Here is a 17739-nt window from a genome sequence, read left to right as displayed (position 1 = left end):
TAAATTTTTGGGTATTTCCTCCTTCTTTCTTAGTGCGTGCAGGTAAGAAAGAAGGGGGAGAAAGCTGGCCTTATTTCAGGCCAGTATTCTGTAGCAAAGCAGTAAGCCTGCTACATTATCAGGCTACGTTATCGCGCCTGTCCCGTAGTTTTACATACGCAATTTGAGCATGCTCTGCGCAGTAGGGTTTGCCGGGTAGTGGCGTTGCCCCACAAAAATGGAAACCCGGTGTGCCGGGGTCACCAATTGGCCAGCAGCACGTTGGGCCACGGCGTTTTTTTGGCTCTGGGTCAGAAATACGGCTTATGGCCGGTTTAGGCCGAGCGGGTGTGCGGGGCGCTGCGGCTGGTTTTTCAACTTTAGCAGCCGGTTTTTCTGGGGCAGCCTGTGGGGCCGTGGCGGCTTGCGCAGGTTTTTCTACCTGTGGTGCGGCAACCGGGGCCGTTACAGCTTGCACGGTTTGCTCTGGCGTAGCCTCTGCCTTAGTGGGGCTGGCAGCAGCAGGTGCTGCGGCTTTTGGCGTGGCTGCGGGTTGCTTTTTCTCACCCCGACGAATGGGAGAGGGGCGCGGTGGCAAGCTCAGGCGGTGTGCCTTGCCCACAACGGCATTTTTGGTAATGGAGAGCCTACGGCCTATTTCAGCTGTTGAAAGACCTTCTGCCCATAGCTCTCTGAGCCGGGAGATTGTTTCCTCGGTCCACTCCATTCACAGCCACCTTTTCGTTCTGTCATCAAACAGTTGAAGCAAATTTGCTTCTTTGGGGTGCATAGTAAAGCCAGAACCGCCTTACCTCAAGGAGAAAGCCGCAAAATCGTGCGGGGTACAGCCATACCACCGTGCCGTGAGGCTTTTGCAAAGGGGGCATAGGTGGTCTTAGGCTGTAAGGCTTGTCTGGTATACTCTATTGCCATAACGAAATAGTGCCGCGTTAAAAGAGATGTGAAGCAAAGTTTACCGTATAGAGTTTGCCACCAAGTAGAGGGGCCGTTTAAGTTTTTGGCAGCCTGATGGTGTCGTTTGGAACAAAGGGAAGTCTGGAATGGACGTAAGAGCCGCCGTAGCATTTGCCGCTGGTAAGCCGCTGGAAATTGAAACCGTACAGCTTGAAGGCCCCAAAGAAGGTGAAGTGCTGGTAGAAATTAAAGCCACCGGCCTGTGCCATACAGACAAATACACGCTTTCTGGTGCAGACCCTGAAGGGCTTTTTCCGGCTATTTTGGGGCATGAAGGGGCTGGCGTGGTGGTAGAGGTCGGGCCGGGTGTCAGGCATTTAAAACCGGGTGATCACGTTATTCCGCTCTACACCCCAGAATGCCGTGAGTGTAAATCTTGCCTGTCTCGTAAAACCAACCTGTGCACGGCTATTCGGGGCACGCAAGGCAAAGGGCTTATGCCAGACGGCACATCGCGCTTTTCTTTTAAAGGCCAGCCTATCCACCATTATATGGGCTGCTCTACCTTTGCCAATTATACAGTGCTGCCCGAAATTGCATTGGCCAAAATTCGTAACGATGCCCCGTTTGACAAGGTTTGCTACATTGGCTGCGGCGTAACCACCGGCATTGGGGCTGTGCTGTTTACGGCTAAGGTAGAGGCTGGCTCAACTGTTGTGGTGTTTGGCTTAGGCGGCATTGGCCTTAATGTTATCCAAGGGGCCAAAATGGTGGGGGCCGACCGTATTATTGGTGTAGATATTAACCCCGCGCGTGAAACAATTGCCCGCCAGTTTGGCATGACAGAGTTTGTAAACCCTAAAGACCTTGGCCCGCAGGGCGACCTTGTTGGCCACCTGATTGAGCTGACCGGGGGTGGGGCAGACTATACGTTTGAATGTGTTGGTAACCCCACACTTATGCGCCAAGCGCTTGAATGTGCGCATCGTGGTTGGGGCGTTTCTACTATTATTGGGGTGGCAAGTGCCGGGCAGGAAATTAGCACCCGTCCCTTCCAGCTTGTAACAGGCCGCCGCTGGATTGGTTCTGCCTTTGGCGGGGCCAGAGGCCGCACAGATGTACCAAAAATTGTTGATTGGTACATGGAAAATCGGATCAATATTGATGATCTGATTACCCATAAACTGCCTCTTGAGCGTATTAACGAGGGTTTTGATATGATGACAAAAGGCGAGAGTATTCGTACCGTTGTTGAATACTAAGCCAAGTTTGTAAAAAAAGAGGCCCAAATTGGGCCTCTTTTTAGAGTGTTTTAGTTACGTATTGAGTTTTATGGTTTTGGTAAAATGTCCAAAACCAGTTCTTTGGGGCGGCATACGCGTGTGCCTAGGGGGCTTACGACAACAGGGCGGTTTAATAGCTCTGGGTGGGTGGCAATGGCGTCTAAAATGGCAGCGTCAGACACGGTCTCGTCTGCTAAACCCAGTTTCTCGTACAGTTCCCCCTTTTGTCGTAGCAGCGTGCGTACAGGCTGGCCGCTTTGCTGCGCTAGTTGTTGTAAGGTTTCACGGCTGGGTGGAGTTTTTAGGTACAAAATAATTTCTGGCTCAATGCCAGCATCACGGATTATACCCAATACAGTGCGCGATGTGCCACACGCGGGGTTATGGTAGAGTGTAACCTGCATACAAAAACCTTTTTAAAGAGGGAGCGGGCGGTTATCTGCAATGGCCTCCATGGCCATGTAAGATGTTACGGTGTCAATATCGATATTTTCTATCATTTTGCGGTAAATGGCATCAAACGCGTTCATGTCCCGCGCAACAATTTTCAGCATATAGTCATACTCTCCCGCAATGCGGTAAAAATCGACAATATTGGGAATGGAGAGAATAACTTTTTTAAAGTTGTCTAACCATTCTTTGGCGTGGTGGCGGGTTTTAACCAAAACAATAACCGTTAAATCCATCTCTATTGCTTTACGGTCGAGCAATACGGTTTGGCCTTGTAGTACGCCTGCGCTGCGTAAAGCGTGCAACCGCCGCCAACAGGCATTTTGCGACATGCCAACCCGCTCTGCCAAATCACGTTGAGAGAGCGAGGCATCCTGTTGCAAAGCACGCAATAAAGCCCGATCAAGATGGTCTAATTTGTAAGGCATACCCTATCATATGATTGGTTTTATAGCCCTACAAGCAAAAAATAGAGGAACCTTTTTGGCAGGAAAAAACTAGTCTGTGGGGTATCCCGTTATTTTCATACAAACATGGCCTCTCTCATGCACACTTCGTCAGAAACCCTTTTTTCACGCTTTGCTGAAACCCTTAATAAGGGCGATGTGCTGCACCGTCTTGGGCACGATATTATAGGCGATGGTCTGTCTGTTAAGGGCCCGTACGGTACCGTGCCTTTAGTGTATGCAGACTATGTGGCGTCTGGCCGGGCCTTAGGGGCTATAGAGCAAACCATTATGCAAGAGGTTTTGCCCTATTATGCGAACAGCCACACAGAGGCTTCTTTGTGTGGGCAGGTCATGAACCGGTTGCGTGCAGCAGCACGGCAGACAATTGCGCGTATATGCGGGGCAGAGCAGGGCTACGCCACCATTTTTTCTGGAGATGGTGCGACATCGGGCCTTAATCGCCTTGTGCATTTGCTGGGTGTGCACGACGCTGTAAAAGCTGGCCAAAAGCCGTTAGTGCTTATTGGCCCGTATGAGCACCACTCAAATATTCTGCCATGGCGCGAAAGTGGAGCGCAATTACATGAAATTCCAGAAGCCGCCTCTGGTGGGCCAGATCTGGCTTATCTTGAAAGCTACCTCAAAGCAGTAGAGCCGGGGCGTTTGGTTATCGGGGCGTTTTCCGCTGCCTCAAACGTTACAGGTATTGTAACAAATACTGATTCTGTCACTTATATTTTGAAAAAAAACAAAGCTCTTGCCGTGTGGGATTATGCCGGAGCTGGCCCTTATCTGCCCATTACCATGCAGCATGGTACAGAGTTTGAAAAAGATGCTGTTGTAGTCTCTACCCATAAATTTTTAGGGGGGCCGGGGGCATCTGGTGTGCTTATTGTCAGAGAAGGGGCGGTTAAAACCCTTAACCCCAGCCTGCCGGGTGGTGGCACTGTTAAATTTGTCTCTCCTTGGGGGCATGAATATTCTGCCAGCATTGTTGCCCGAGAAGAAGCGGGTACCCCTAATGGTGTTGGTAATATTCGCGCAGCTTTTTGTTTTTTGGTAAAAGACGCGCTCTTACAGCATGGTATGGAAGCGCGTAATAAACAGCTATACCAGCAGGTTTTTACAAGCTGGCAGTCTAACCCGCATTTGCGTATTTTAGGTAATACTAACGCGACAGAGCATTTACCTATTTTCTCTTTTTGTGTGAAAGACGATGCCGGTAATCTGGTGCACCACCAGCTTTTTACACGTATGCTGTCAGACCGGTTTGGCATTCAGGCACGGGGGGGGTGTGCTTGTGCAGGGCCATATGCGCATAGACTGCTTGAGATAGAGCAAGATGCCTCCCATGTGTTGTTGCAAGCGTTGCATGCCGGGCATGAGCTTGAAAAACCCGGCTGGGTAAGGCTCAACTTTAGCGTACTAATGAGCGATGAAAAAGTGCGCTATATTATAGATGCGGTTAACGAGTTAGCGAATTCTTCTGCACATTTTATACCAGCCTACCAGTGCGATGCCGCAACGGCACGTTTTCGCCACAAACTCGATCTGTGAATGAACCCTTTGGGGTCTGATGTGTTGTGTTGAGCATGTAACAGGCACGCTACGGTTTACACAGTAGCGTGCCCAAACCGGCTTTGCCCAGAGCACCAGATACCAAAAGGAGCATTCCCTTATGCGGTTCGACCTTTCTTCTCTAAAAGCGATTGTCACAGGCTCAACCTTAGGTATTGGCCTTGCGACAGCAAAAGGGTTGGCGCAGGCGGGGGCGCATGTTGTTATAAATGGCCGTAAGGAAGAAGCCTGCACAAAAGCAGTAAAAGCACTGCAAGATGCTGTGCCCGGTGCAAAAATTGAGGCATATGTTGGTGACCTCAGTACAGCGCAAGGGTGTGATGGCCTCCTGAAAGCACACCCGCACTGCGATATTTTGGTAAACAACGTCGGCATTTATGGGCCTAAAGATTTTTTTGAAACGCCAGATGAATTATGGCAGCAATATTTTGATATTAATGTGATGTCTGGTGTTAGGTTAGCACGCGCCTATCTCCCTTCTATGAAAGAAAAAGGGTGGGGCCGTGTTATTTTTATTTCCTCAGAATCTGCACAAAACATCCCGCAAGATATGATTCATTATGGTTTCTCTAAAACCGCGCAGCTTGCTCTCTCACGCGGTTTAGCAAAACGTATGGCAGGAACGGGTGTTACAGTAAATTCTGTTCTGCCAGGGCCAACATTGTCTGATGGTGCAAAAGAGATGCTGCGCGAAAAAATGAAAGAAACAGGCCGCTCTCTTGAGCAAGTGGGGCATGATTTTGTGATGCAGCAGCGCCCTTCTTCCCTCATTCAAAGATTTGCAACAGTTGATGAAGTAGCCAACATGATTCTATATGTCGCGTCGCGTGAGGCATCGGCGACCTCTGGTGCCGCTTTGCGCGTTGAAGGTGGCATTCTTGAAACTATATTTTAAAAAATAGAAAAATTCTGTGCAACACCTTAGCTGTTTTATGCGTTAGAAAAATTATAGCCACCGAATGGCGTAGGTGCTTTGCATGAAAGTCTATTTTTAGACTTTATGATTGTAAAAATAACAGTGCAAATAACACCCTACGCAGAAAGTGAAGGAGAAGAAAAATGACAGCTTCAAAAACTGAACAACTCTCCTCTGCCATGACCAAAGCCGCAGATGTTTTGACAGCCGCAGGCAACGACAAGTCTGGTCTGTTCTCAGCACTCGTAACATATTTAGAACATAATAACGAGGCAGGGCGCAGCGCTGTGCGCCATAATGCGCAGGCTCACGGTTTGGGCGCAACTCTTACCCATTGGCAGCATGAGCGCAGGCCCGCTGCTACCACAGAAGATATTGTACAAAAACTCTTGCCACCTAGCGTAATAGAGCATGTAGCTGCACAAAGTGGCCTCTCTCACAAAGCAGCGCTTGCAAGTTTAACAGAGGTGTTGCCCGCAGCGTGTAGGCAAGATGAAAAAGAGGCGCGCACAACGCATTCAGGGTAAAGCACATGGAGGGTGTGGTGTGTCATAAACCTTCATAAAGCGTTTTACACGCCTCCTTATTCGTTCTCAAAACAGGCTGTCTGGGGTCATACTCAGGCAGCCTGTTTTTTATGCTCTCTGGTTTGTAAAATAATGTGTTGCTAAACAATGGGTAAGACAGAACATAAGAGCAGATAAGGCCACCCGCCATGAGAGCAGCCCACCTCCTTCAAAGTCTCGCAGGCTTGTGCACAGCAAAGCGGTGCGCACGGTGGTGGCAAGAGGGTGTAGCGGGGCTTTCTTTAGCATCTATGACCATTCCGCAGGTTTTAGGGTATGCGCGTATTGCGGGCATGCCTTCTGTTACAGGGCTGTATACGGTTTTACTGCCTTTAATGGCCTTTGGTGTGTTTGGCTCATCCAAGCACCTTGTTGTGGCCGCAGACTCTGCCACAGCCGCTATTTTTTCAAGCGCCTTGTCTGAAATTGCGCCGTTAGGCAGCCCCTACTACCAAGACCTTGTGGGCATGGTGGCTCTTTTAAGTGCCTTCTTTTTGCTTATGGCCCGTTTTTTTAAACTTGGCTTTTTAGCAGACTTTTTGTCTCGTACAGTGTTGGTAGGGTTTATGGCTGGGGTGGGCGTACAGGTAGCGTGCGCTATGCTGGTTGATATGTTGGGGCTCAGTATTTCATCACGCAATACTGTGGTGCAGGTTTGGAGCCTGCTCCAGCTGTTACCCCACGCCGTACCCCTCACAGCGGCCTGTGCTTTTGGTGCCAGCTTGTTTTTATGGGGGGCAGAGCGGTTAAATAAAGCCGTGCCCTGGGCGCTGTTGGTGGTAGTGTGTGGCATTGTATGCGGGTGGGCTTTGCCATTACAGACGCATGGGGTCAGTTTAGTAGGGCCAATGGCTGGAGGCTTGCCAAAGCTGCATTTACCCCACGTAGCATGGAACGACCTTTTGGCCCTTTTGCCAGTTGCTACATCGTGCGTGTTTGTCATTATTGCGCAAAGTGCAGCAACGGCTCGTGCAGCGGCAAATATGTTTAATGAAACAGTAGATGAAAACAGAGATATTTTAGGGTTAAGCGTTGCCAATCTTGCTGCGGCTGTAAGTGGCACATTTGTTGTTAATGGCAGCCCCACGCAAACAGCCATGGCCCTTAAAGCGGGTGCGCGTAGCCAACTGGCACAAGGTATTTTTTCGGTTCTTACGCTGTGTGTTCTTTTATTTTTTACAGCTCCCTTACGTTACCTACCGCACTGCATTCTTGCTGCTATTGTCTTTAATGTTGGGGTGGGCATGGTTAATGTTGGAGCACTTAACCGCATACGGCGCGAAAGCCCTGGTGAGTTCTGGCTGGCTCTTATAACAGGGGCCATTGTGCTGGGTTTGGGGGTAGAGCAAGGTATTTTTGCAGCTATTGCGCTTTCATTATTTAGGCATGTCAGGCACAGCTATAAGCCGCATACACTTGTTTTAAAGAGAGACCCCAAAACAGACCTATTCGAGGCAGAGCCAGTAAAGCCCGGCACACAATCTGAACCCGGTTTAGTTATTTATCGTTTTTGTGCAGACCTATTTTACGCAAACTGCGTAACCTTTGTAGATGAAATAACACTCTTAACCCAACCACCCGTTACCTGTGTGGTCGTAGATGCCAGTGCGATTACAGATATAGATTATTCAGCAGCACTTGCTGTGCGTACCTTATTGGCAGACCTTGCGCAGCGCAGGGTGCATATTATTTTTGGCCGTGTCAGCCAGTATTTACATGCTGACATGAAACGGCATTGTATTTCAGATATTGTGGGGGAAGAAAATATATTTCCGCAGTTGCATACTGCGTTGGCAGCAGCCCGCCTTCATAACTAGACCGGAGTAAAATTATGAAGGCGGATTGTGCGAGACTTTGTTTTGTCAGAACACAGTTATCTTACGGGAAAAGTTTGCGCCCGAAAAGGTATGCAGCACAAAAAAGTGCAAGATATACAAACGGAATAAATAAAATTATTCCTTCAAGGTCACCCATCATAGCTTAAACCTCACTCTCAGCAGAATCGTCTGTTTGTGCATCAAACAAAATGGCTCCGGCACCAGAGATCAAAATAATCATGACTGTACCAATAACCCATGCGAAGTACCATGGCCCTTGGTCACCTACAAAAACGGCAAACAAAAGCGATATAACAAGGACAAGAGCCAAGCCGGCTAAACGGAGAATTACCATGTCTATGCCCTTCCTTATCTAATAACTGTGTGAATCATGGATAATATCTGCCGTGCGCACTTTTCCGCGCATGACGTAATAGCACCATGAGGTATAGCACAGAATAAGCGGCACAAAGATGAGTGCCACAACAAGCATACAAGTTAAACCATAAGCACTGGCACAACTATTCCAGATTGTCAGGCTTTGGTCTGGTGCTGTGGTAGAGGGCATAAAGAACGGGAACATAGCAGCGGCAACAGTGCCAATAGTGCCAACCCAAGACCCCAAGCCAACCCACCACGCAACAACACTCTTATTGTGGCGTACAGCAACTGTGCCCAGCACCATGCTGGTAAGGCCCAAAAGCGGTAGCACCCATAAAACTGGGTGTGCGGTAAAATTATGTAACCAAGCACCTGCTGTATGGGCAACATGTTGGCCATGGAGCGGGTTTGCTGGCATGGCGGGGTTGGCAGGCTCTGTCATCATAAAACCTTTCATACGGCTTATGAAAACGCCCCCAATAGCAAACAGCACAGCCGCAAGAATACCGCCGCGTGTCGCGTAACGTTGTGCCCGGTCGTAAATAGGGTTTTCACTGCGTAGCATAAGCATAACGCCGCCCTGATAGACGCTGAGTGCGACAGACATCAGGCCGCATAGCACCACAAACGGGCTAAGCAGGTAAGAGAAAAAAGAGTCGTCTTGGTAATACTGGCCGTTCCAGCCAAAGTGGTAACCCACCCCTTCTAGAATATTGCCAAAGGCGGCACCGTAAATAAACATGGGCAGAAAACCAGAAACCAGAAAAACCCAGTCCCAGCTTGCGCGCCACAGTTTACTGTCTGCTTTAGAGCGGTATTCAAAGGCGACAGGGCGTAAAATCATGCTGAACAGCAGCAGAATCATAACCACATAAAACACAGAAAAAGAGGTGGCATAGAGTGTTGGAAACGCCGCAAAAATAGCGCCACCACCCAAAATAAACCAAACTTGGTTACCGTCCCAATGTGGGCCAATAATATTAAGCGCTGTGCGGCGCTCTCCATCATTGCGGCCAACAAAGCGTAGCAGGGTGCCAACCCCCATGTCCATGCCGACCATAAGCCCTAGGCCAATAAGCAGCACACACAATATGGTTGCCCATATGAGTTTAAGAATAACGTAAAGTTCCATAACAGGCACTCTCTTTCAGCAGTTTTAGTGTGCTGCCGGAGCAGAAGAAACAGCGTGCAGGTGCGTAGGCGTTGCGCTGTCATGTGGGGTGTCGTGTGCTTCTGGGCCAAGGCGTGCAAATTTGAACATCAGGTACAGTTCGGCCGCAATAAAGATACTGTAGAGCACTGCAAAACCAGCCAGAGAGAACAGCATATAAGACACGCTATGCGTAGAGGCAGACATAAAGGTGGGTAGCTTGTTAAAAACTGTCCAAGGTTGGCGGCCAGCTTCTGCGGTAATCCAGCCAAATTCTGTTGCCAAAATAGGCAGCGGGATAGACCACATGCACAAACGGAGCAGCAGTTTGTTGCGTTCAAGTTTGTTCTTGAGGCTAACATAAGAAGAAATGGCAAACAGCGCAAAGAAGTATAACGCCAAGAAAACCATAAGGCGGAAAGCCCAGAATGTTACAAAAACATTTGGTAAAATATCGGGTTTTGTTTCCTGAACAACTTGGTCTAGCGCTGCGGCGGGAATGGCCGTTACATCTTGGCCAGGTGCATGGCGGGTGGCCAAAAAGCCATAACCCATATCGTTTTCATGGGCGTGGAAGATATCAAGGTCAGCCTGTTGGTGGGTTTCACCATAGCGGCGCAGGGCAGAGACGGCTTCAATCCCGGAGCGGATACGGGGTTCGGCGGCATCTTCAAGCTCATGCAGGCCAGTAATGGGGGTGTTAAAGTCGTGTGCAATAAGGGGGGTTAGTACAAACGGCACACCAATTTCAAAGTGGTTTTCTTGTTTGGCATCATCAGGTAGGGCTGCCAAAATCCAAGGTTCATAAGGGGGCTTACTTGTGTGCCATAGCCCTTCAATCGCTGCAATTTTAGTGGGTTGTTTTTCATAGTCCATGCGGCCAAGCACGTCACCCAGGGTAATGACAGCAACCGTCGAAATAATACCAAAAAGGGCCGCCATACGGAAAGAGCGTGCTGCAAACTGCTTGTGTTGGCCGCGCAGAATATAGAAAGCACTAATACCCATAACAAAGAGTGCAGCAGATACGTAACCAGCCACAGAAGTATGGACAAATTTAGATTGTGCATCTGGGTTAAAGACAACGTGCACAAAGCTGTCAAACTGCATACGCATGGTTTCTGGGTCAAAATGTGCCCCTTCAGGCACGTTCATGCTGGCATTTGCCACCAAAATCCAGAGAGCAGACAGGTTAGAGCCCAGGGCTACCAGATACGTTACAGCAAGGTGGGCGGGTTTGCTTAATCTGTCCCAGCCAAAGAACATCAGCCCCACAAAGGTTGATTCCATAAAGAAGGCCATAAGCCCTTCAATGGCGAGTGGCGTGCCAAACATGTCCCCAAAAAAGCGGGAATACATTGACCAGTTGGTGCCAAACTCAAATTCCATGGTGATACCGGTGGCCACACCAATGGCAAAGTTAATGCCAAAAAGCTTACCCCAAAATTGGGCCATTTCTTTATAAATTTTGCGCCCGGTTACGACGTAAACCGTTTCCATGGCGGCAAGCATAAAGGTAAGGCCCAAGGTTAGGGGCACAAACATGAAGTGATATAAGGCAGTTAGTGCAAACTGAAACCGCGAAAGATCAACAACGGTGGGGTTGATAAGATCCATTTTTGTAAAGTCCTTTAGAAGAAAAAGAATGAAATAAGGGGGCGTTATGTCATGCTTGTTCCTCCTGTAGTGGGGAGAACATCCCGTCTTTGATCTGCAAAACGCGGGTCATGAATGGAAGAACCGCAGGGCGGTGGGTCAGGCACACAAAAGTGGCATCTGGCCGCGCACGCATAAGGTTTTCCAGCAAGGCCTGTTCAGTTTGTGCATCGAGCCCCTCTGTTGGTTCATCAAGAATTAACCAAGGGGTTTTACGGAGCAGAGCTTGAGCAATGCTCAGCCGTTTGGCCTGCCCACCAGAAAGGCAAAGCCCTTCATTACCCACAAAGGTGTCCAGCCCGTGGGGTATCTCTTTTATAAAATCTGCCAGTTGCACTGTTTCAAGTGCATTCCAGATTTCCTGTTCAGTAGCCTGTGCATTAGCAAGCAGCAGGTTGTCACGCACTGTGCCACTGAAAAGGTGAAAGTCTTGCCCTGCTACGGCAATATAGCCCGCGAGTGTTTCTGCGCGCATGGTGTGTAAGTCTGCACCACCAAAAGAAGCCTGCCCGTTTTGATAAGGGTAGAAACCAAATAGAAGGTTAATAAGGCTACTTTTACCACTCCCAGAAGGGCCAACTAGGGCTACGCGTTCACCCGATTGAATGCTGAGTGTGGCATGGTTAAAAACCCATTCTTTTTCTTCTTGGTATTTAAAAGAAATATCATGAAGTTTGAGGGTGTAAGGGGCATTGGGTGTGTTGGTAGCTGTGTGCGGGGCGCTGCATATAGGGGTAGTGCAGGCGCTTTCAAGGCGTTTCATTGCTAACCGGGCAGCCCCTAGGCTTTGGCGGGCTGCGGGTAATGGGGCCAGCACATCAAAAGCCGCAAGGCAGCCTAAAACCAGCATAGGCACCTGTGGTAAAGACAGAGTGTGGGTTAGCAGACCTTGCGTTGCATAATACAATACAACTAGGCTTGTTGCTGTTGCGCACAGCCCGGTAATGGCTTTGGCAGCACTTTGTGTTGCAGCAAGGTAGCACTGCAACGTTGTAATTTGTGTCTGGCTATGTGCTAAGTGCTCTTGTTGCCTTTGGGCGGCCCCTAAGCTCAGATACTCTCCTAAGCAATTTATGGTATCGGTTAAGTCTGCTTGTAGTTTGTTTTGCAACATTGTTGCTCGGAGCAGAATTTTGTCTGACACAACCCCGGTTACATACGGCACAAAAAGCCCGCACACGATAAAAGACAGACCTACACTGAATGCGACTGCTTTAGAAAAAAGTGCAAAAATGGCAATAAAAACACAGCCACAAACTAAGGCACGTATATAAGGCACAATTGTATCTGTATAATACTGGCCAATCCGGTCTGTATCGGCCACAAAACGGCTTAATAGGTCGCCGCTGCGTTGTGTGTTGAGGGCCGCAGGGGCTAAGGGTGCAATATGGGCGTAAAACTTGGCCCGTATCTGGCTAATAATACGCAGTGCGGCATCATGGGTTATAAGGCGTTCAGCATAACGGGCCACAATGCGCAGCGTTGCAAAAAAGCGTACCCCTGTGGCAGGCAACACCATATTAAACGCCCGCTGGGCAGCAACGCCCCCCAACCCTGCAACTGCTGCACCAGCTAAAAGCCAACCAGAAAGAAATAGCAGGCCAAAATTAGCGAGCGCAGCAAGGCAAGCCAGACCAATACCGCCAATAAGAGGCCAGCGTACTTTTGTGGAAAATACTTGAGGGATGTTCAGTATTTTCATGATGCCACCTTTTGCTCAGCGGAAAGGGGGAAGATCTGCCCATTTTCAACCAGCATTATCTGCGCTGCGTGGGCGCTCAGTCTGGCATCGTGGGTGGCGGCAATAACAATGCGGGTTTTTGCACAGTGCAAAAGTGTTTGAATAATATGGCCTGCACTCTGTGCATCGAGGTTAGCTGTGGGTTCATCTAGGCACAGCACATCGGGGTTGCCCAAAAGAGCACGCGCTAACGCAAGGCGTTTAAGCTGCCCACCAGAAAGCAGGCTGCCCCTATCTCCAATAAATGTATTAAACCCATCTGGTAGGCTGTTAATAAATTCAAGAATATCTGCTTGTGCACAGGCTTTTTCAAGCTGCATTTGACTTGCCGTTGGAGCAGCTAGGCGCAGGTTTTGGGCGATACTGCCAAACACCATAAGGGGTTTTTGGGGCAGCCATGCCATACGGCATGTGTCTGGCGGTAAGCTTTGGCCCTTTGCATCATAAAATTTCAGACTACCTTCTGGCAAAGGTAAAAAGCCAAGGGTTGCTCTTAAAAAAGTTGTTTTTCCAGCGCCACTTTCTCCGCTTAAAATGCTAAGGCCACCGACCTGAAACCGTGTTTCTAGGCTGCTGAGTTGTGGTGTTGCCCCTTGATAGGCAACAGAAAACGGTGCGCATGTTAAGAGTGTGGCCTGTACCTTGTTTTGCCGTTCTGGCTTATTGGCGCGCGGTTGTATGGTGGTGGGGAGCGCAAAGAGAGCAGAAAGGCGCTTGGCTGCTGCTGTTGCATTCTGCTTTGCGTGGTAGCTGGCAGAAAAGGCTCTTAACGGCATAAAATATTCTGGTGCTAACAAAAGCACTAGAAAAGCAGACCGAAAATCTACCGTGCCATGTAGCAGGCGTGCGCCAAAAAGTACGGCTACCAAAGCAATAGAGAGGCTGGCAAAAAACTCTAAAACTGCAGAGGTTAAAAAGGCCACGCGCATAACGGCAAAGGTTGCGCTGCGGTGGGCTTCTGTTTGGGCAGCCATACGGGCTGCGCTGCTTTGGGTTTGTGCAAAAAGCCGGAGTGTCCGAAGCCCTGTAAGGTTATCGAGAAAACTTGCACCCATAATAACCAAGTTAACCCATTGGCGGTCCATAATGGCTTGGGCGCTATAGCCAACCAGTGCCATAAACACTGGCACAAGCGGGCCGGTGCAGAGCAGAACAATAAAGCTCCAGCTATCAAGGTGCAGGGTTACGCCTAGTATGAGTAACGGCAAAATCACCATCATGGCGGCGCGTGGCAAATACTGTGCAAAATAAGGGGTTAAAGCGGCTGTGCTTTCGGTAAGGGTGGTAACCAGTTGGCCTGTGGCCTGTGTTGCGCACCCGACTGGCCCTGCCTTAAAAATATGCGCAATACCGTCTTGCTGCACTGCTGTGCTAATACGCAGCCCAGCGTGTGTACCGGCCATATCGGCTACCCATTGCAGGCTTAAACTTGCTGCACAGAGCAGAAATGTTTTGAGAAACTCCCCCCGTAAAGTGCTTAGGCCTTGGCCTTTAAAGGTTAGGCTGTCTACCAGTTGGGCTAAGGTGCTGAGCTGCCAAACAAACAAAACAGCGGCCAAACCGCCAAGCCCTATTGCCGCAGCCAGCCAGCCACTTACGCGGCGTGTTAAGCCGGTAAGCTGCCATTCTGTGGTGGGGGGCGTGCTGCGCATTGCATAAGACCTGAACTGTTTTCCGCCAAAAAGGACTATACTTTATGTAAATAATAAAGTGTTAGAAACATATTCACATAATCATTAAGTGTCAAGCGGGGCAGCTATGCACCTGGAATGGCGATTTTTCAAAAAATAAAGCAAAAACAGCATGTTGAAATAAATTTCCGTTTTGTGGATGGCATTTCACACACAAAAAAAGCGACCATAAGGCCGCTTATAATTTAATAATTTTTGTAAGTATTGTATTAGAGGGAGCGGAGTCCTTGCCAGATCATGTAAATGGCAACGGCAAAAATAACGATGGCAAAGAAGGTGGTTAAGCTCCCTTTAGATTTTGCCATGTGTCGGGCTGTGCGTATGCCTACTACGCTACCTGCAGCACCCCCCAGAATAAACAGCCCGGCAAGTTGCCAGTCTATATAGCCTGAAAGCATATAGCTTACGGCTGTGCTTAACCCAAAAGCTGAGACAGCAACAAGAGATGTACCAACAGCATTTAAGATAGGCATGCCAGTTGAGGCTATAAGGCCGGGTACAATCAGAAACCCGCCGCCTATGCCAAAAAAACCTGAAAGCAGGCCGGTGCCCAACCCATAGCCTGCTACTTTTCCGGCATTGTGCCGGTTACAGCTTGCGCCGGGGCAACCTTCGTTGCGGCGGCCTTTAAGCATAATAATGCCAACGCCAATCATGAGTATGGCAAAACATAGCAGAAGGTGCCGCCCATCGACCGCCTTGCCGGCAGCGGCACCGGCAAAAGCGCCCACTATACCGGTAGAGGCATAAATGCTGGCGCAACGCCATTTTACGGTATGGGCGCGGGCGTGTTGTGCAAGGCTTACCAAGGCATTAACTGCAACAGCTAAGGCGCTAGTACCCAAAGCAACATGGGGGTTTGAAACACCAACTAAATACACCATGAGGGGCACAGCAAGAATAGAGCCGCCCCCACCAATAAGCCCCAATGTAAAGCCAACCAGCACGCCAGAGAAAAGTTCTAACCCTGTATGAAAAAGTGCTGCGGACATGCTGAGAACCTGACTGTAAAAAGAGAGAAGAAAAACGTTAGAGCGTATTAATGGGTATTTTGATGTAACTTACGCCGTTATCTTCAGGCTCGGGCATATGGCCACCCCGAATATTAATTTGTACAGAAGGCATAATAAGCGTTGGAAGAGAGAGGGTGGCATCTCGTGTTGTGCGCATTTGCACAAAGCTGTCTTCTGTAACGCCTTCATGTACATGAATATTGTGGGCGCGCTCTGCGCCAACCGTTGTTTCCCATGCAAATGTGTCGCGTCCGGGGGCTTTGTAGTCATGGCACAAGAAAAGGCGTGTTGCGCACGGTAGCTTTAAAAGGCGATGAATAGAGCGGTACAGCATGCGGGCATCACCGCCCGGAAAGTCTGCGCGGGCGGTGCCGTAGTCTGGCATAAAAAGTGTGTCGCCAATAAAGGCGGCATCACCAATAATAAAGGCCATATCGGCTGGGGTGTGGCCGGGTACGTGCAAGGCGATAGCCTCTAGCGCGCCAATTTTAAAAGTTTCACCATCGTGAAAGAGGTGGTCAAACTGTGAGCCATCACGCGCAAATTGTGTGCCTGCGTTAAAGATTTTACCAAAAACCTTTTGCACATGCGTAATGGCTGCACCAATGCCCAATTTGCCGCCCACCTGCTCTTGTAGCCATGGTGCGGCAGAAAGGTGGTCTGCGTGGGCGTGGGTTTCAAGCTGCCAAGCAACGCTCAGGCCTTCGGCCTTTACGTAGGCAACAATCTGCTCTGCCGTGGCATGAGAGGTGCGCCCTGACGATGCCTCATAATCAAGCACGCTGTCTATAATGGCGGCGGTTTTGGTTTGTGGGTCATGCACCACATGGCTGGCGGTAAAGGTCGCTTCATCAAAGAAGGTTTTTATAACGGGTTTCTGCCCGGGCTGTTGCTCGGCACGCAGAATCTGGGCTGTTGCTGTAGCCAGAGGCGAATCCGTCATCTTTGGCGTCCTTATAGTTTAAGATTTAATTTAACTCTGTATTTCATACTTCATTAAATGCGAAACCGTATTGCGTCAAGAACCGTGATTCGCTTACAAGCGGAGTATGACCGACAGCATTCAGCAATCCTGCCCTCTTTCCCATACGCGCGCCATTCTACAGATTGGTGATGTTGCCCCAGATTTTGTGGCGCGTACCACGCAAGGTGAGCTTACCTTAAGTGCTTTGCGGGGGCATTGGGTCTTGCTGTTTTCGCACCCAGCAGATTTTACGCCAGTCTGCACAAGCGAGTTTATTGCTCTTGCACAGGCAGAGCCACAGTTTAAGGCGTTAAATTGTGCGCTTATTGGGCTGTCTGTAGATAGTCTGCCGTCACACCTTGCGTGGGTAGAGGCCATTCGGGAGCAGTTTGGCGTTACGATTCCTTTCCCGATTATTGAAGACCCGTCTATGTCTGTGGCCCGGGCTTACGGCATGTTGGATGCTGCGGCCGAAAGCAGTGTGACGGTAAGAGCGGTATATGTCATTGATCCAGATGGTGTGGTGCAGGCGCTTACATGGTACCCTCCTGCCGTTGGGCGCTCTGTTAAAGAGTTGTTGCGGCTTGTGGCGGCGCTGCAATTTGCCGCGCAAGAGGGCGTGCTGTTGCCAGAAGGCTGGCAGCCGGGGCAGGCGGGTATGCCCCAAGTGCCGTTAACACAGCAGGGTGTTGCCGCGGCTGGCCCTGCGTGGTTTATGCCCCCCGCTGCTGAGCGTGGTGTATAATGCCGCTCTCTTTTGATGAAGCCAAGCAGCTGGTTGAGCGCCTTAAACTGTTTGCCCAGCCACAACGCCTTATTATTGTTGATGCTTTGTTGGGTGGCCCCCTAGCCGTAAGTGAGCTAGAGGCCAAAACGGGTATTGGCCAACCTACGCTTAGCCAGCAACTAGGCACATTGCGCCGGGCAGATATTGTTGTACCCCGCCGGGAATCTCGCGCCATTTATTATAGCTTGGCGAATGAAGAAGAAATATTGCGGGCAAAAGCGCTTATTGGCTTATTGCGAGAAGACAAAGCAGGGTTGCCTTTAGCGCAACGGATAGCCAAAGGGCAGGCGAGTTTAGCAAAACCCAAAACCCAAACCGAAGGGGGGGGCTAGGTTTGCCTTTATTCTTACACCCCCGAATAGTTCTGGTATTTAAAATCTCTTTTTAAAAACAAAATTCAAAA

General features: G+C 49.5%; 17 protein-coding genes. 7 read left to right on the top strand and 10 right to left on the bottom strand.

The genetic code is table 11. The features are described from left to right. Positions 1–118 precede the first annotated feature (118 nt). On the bottom strand, positions 119–706 hold the full coding sequence (locus tag Abor_RS00740) for a GcrA family cell cycle regulator (RefSeq protein WP_048839925.1): 588 nt from the start codon (positions 704–706) through the stop codon (positions 119–121). Between the two features lie 334 nt (positions 707–1040). Between Abor_RS00740 and Abor_RS00735 the strand changes: the two genes are divergently transcribed. Continuing rightward, the gene (locus Abor_RS00735) at positions 1041–2156 is read left to right on the top strand and encodes an S-(hydroxymethyl)glutathione dehydrogenase/class III alcohol dehydrogenase (protein ID WP_048839924.1); all 1116 of its coding nucleotides are present in this window, start codon (positions 1041–1043) and stop codon (positions 2154–2156) included. A 68-nt stretch (positions 2157–2224) separates the two neighbouring features. Here the strand turns inward: Abor_RS00735 and arsC are convergent, their stop codons facing one another. Both arsC and Abor_RS00725 read right to left on the bottom strand, forming a co-directional pair. After that, positions 2225–2581, bottom strand: coding sequence for an arsenate reductase (glutaredoxin) (gene arsC / locus Abor_RS00730; protein ID WP_048839923.1), 357 nt, complete (start codon positions 2579–2581; stop codon positions 2225–2227). Positions 2582–2593: 12 nt separating this feature from the next. Beyond that, positions 2594–3055, bottom strand: coding sequence for an Lrp/AsnC family transcriptional regulator (locus Abor_RS00725; RefSeq protein WP_048839922.1), 462 nt, complete (start codon positions 3053–3055; stop codon positions 2594–2596). A 117-nt stretch (positions 3056–3172) separates the two neighbouring features. On the opposite strand from Abor_RS00725, the gene Abor_RS00720 reads away from it, so the two are divergent. The 4 genes from Abor_RS00720 to Abor_RS00705 all read left to right on the top strand — a co-directional run bounded on the left by Abor_RS00720 (position 3173) and on the right by Abor_RS00705 (position 7953). Continuing rightward, positions 3173–4633 (top strand): aminotransferase class V-fold PLP-dependent enzyme, encoded by a 1461-nt coding sequence (locus Abor_RS00720; RefSeq protein ID WP_048839986.1) that lies wholly within the window; start codon positions 3173–3175, stop codon positions 4631–4633. A 121-nt stretch (positions 4634–4754) separates the two neighbouring features. Beyond that, positions 4755–5549, top strand: coding sequence for an SDR family NAD(P)-dependent oxidoreductase (locus Abor_RS00715; RefSeq protein WP_048839921.1), 795 nt, complete (start codon positions 4755–4757; stop codon positions 5547–5549). Positions 5550–5713: 164 nt separating this feature from the next. Next, positions 5714–6097: a wnt family protein gene (locus Abor_RS00710; protein ID WP_048839920.1), complete on the top strand. Its 384-nt coding sequence runs from the start codon at positions 5714–5716 to the stop codon at positions 6095–6097. Between the two features lie 188 nt (positions 6098–6285). Next, complete coding sequence (locus Abor_RS00705) at positions 6286–7953, top strand: SulP family inorganic anion transporter (RefSeq protein ID WP_084594298.1); 1668 nt, start codon at positions 6286–6288, stop codon at positions 7951–7953. Positions 7954–8116: 163 nt separating this feature from the next. Here Abor_RS00705 and Abor_RS00700 read toward each other — a convergent pair whose 3' ends face one another. The 7 genes from Abor_RS00700 to Abor_RS00670 form a co-directional block, all read right to left on the bottom strand. Further along, positions 8117–8308, bottom strand: coding sequence for a hypothetical protein (locus Abor_RS00700; protein ID WP_048839919.1), 192 nt, complete (start codon positions 8306–8308; stop codon positions 8117–8119). An 18-nt stretch (positions 8309–8326) separates the two neighbouring features. After that, on the bottom strand, positions 8327–9466 hold the full coding sequence (cydB, locus tag Abor_RS00695) for a cytochrome d ubiquinol oxidase subunit II (protein ID WP_048839918.1): 1140 nt from the start codon (positions 9464–9466) through the stop codon (positions 8327–8329). A 24-nt stretch (positions 9467–9490) separates the two neighbouring features. Then, positions 9491–11101 carry a cytochrome ubiquinol oxidase subunit I gene (locus tag Abor_RS00690; RefSeq protein WP_048839917.1) on the bottom strand — a complete coding sequence of 537 codons (1611 nt, stop codon included), beginning with the start codon at positions 11099–11101 and terminating at the stop codon, positions 9491–9493. Positions 11102–11150: 49 nt separating this feature from the next. Next, positions 11151–12842, bottom strand: coding sequence for a thiol reductant ABC exporter subunit CydC (gene cydC, locus Abor_RS00685; protein WP_048839916.1), 1692 nt, complete (start codon positions 12840–12842; stop codon positions 11151–11153). Continuing rightward, on the bottom strand, positions 12839–14533 hold the full coding sequence (gene cydD / locus Abor_RS00680; RefSeq protein ID WP_048839915.1) for a thiol reductant ABC exporter subunit CydD: 1695 nt from the start codon (positions 14531–14533) through the stop codon (positions 12839–12841). The genes cydC and cydD overlap by 4 nt, the downstream gene beginning before the upstream one ends. A 248-nt stretch (positions 14534–14781) precedes the next feature. Beyond that, on the bottom strand, positions 14782–15564 hold the full coding sequence (locus Abor_RS00675; RefSeq protein ID WP_048839914.1) for a sulfite exporter TauE/SafE family protein: 783 nt from the start codon (positions 15562–15564) through the stop codon (positions 14782–14784). Positions 15565–15601: 37 nt separating this feature from the next. After that, positions 15602–16528 carry an MBL fold metallo-hydrolase gene (locus Abor_RS00670; protein ID WP_048839913.1) on the bottom strand — a complete coding sequence of 309 codons (927 nt, stop codon included), beginning with the start codon at positions 16526–16528 and terminating at the stop codon, positions 15602–15604. A gap of 106 nt (positions 16529–16634) precedes the next feature. On the opposite strand from Abor_RS00670, the gene Abor_RS00665 reads away from it, so the two are divergent. After that, complete coding sequence (locus tag Abor_RS00665; RefSeq protein ID WP_048839912.1) at positions 16635–17294, top strand: peroxiredoxin; 660 nt, start codon at positions 16635–16637, stop codon at positions 17292–17294. Next, positions 17291–17668, top strand: coding sequence for an ArsR/SmtB family transcription factor (locus Abor_RS00660; RefSeq protein WP_146855115.1), 378 nt, complete (start codon positions 17291–17293; stop codon positions 17666–17668). Before Abor_RS00665 ends, Abor_RS00660 begins: the two co-directional genes overlap by 4 nt. The last annotated feature ends 71 nt before the right edge of the window (positions 17669–17739 follow it).

The sequence above is a fragment of the Acetobacter orientalis genome (genome assembly GCF_000963965.1).
In the GTDB taxonomy this organism is placed as follows: Bacteria; Pseudomonadota; Alphaproteobacteria; order Acetobacterales; family Acetobacteraceae; genus Acetobacter; species Acetobacter orientalis.
The sequence above is the reverse complement of the archived record's forward strand: the minus strand, read 5'-3'. Positions and strand labels throughout refer to the sequence as shown.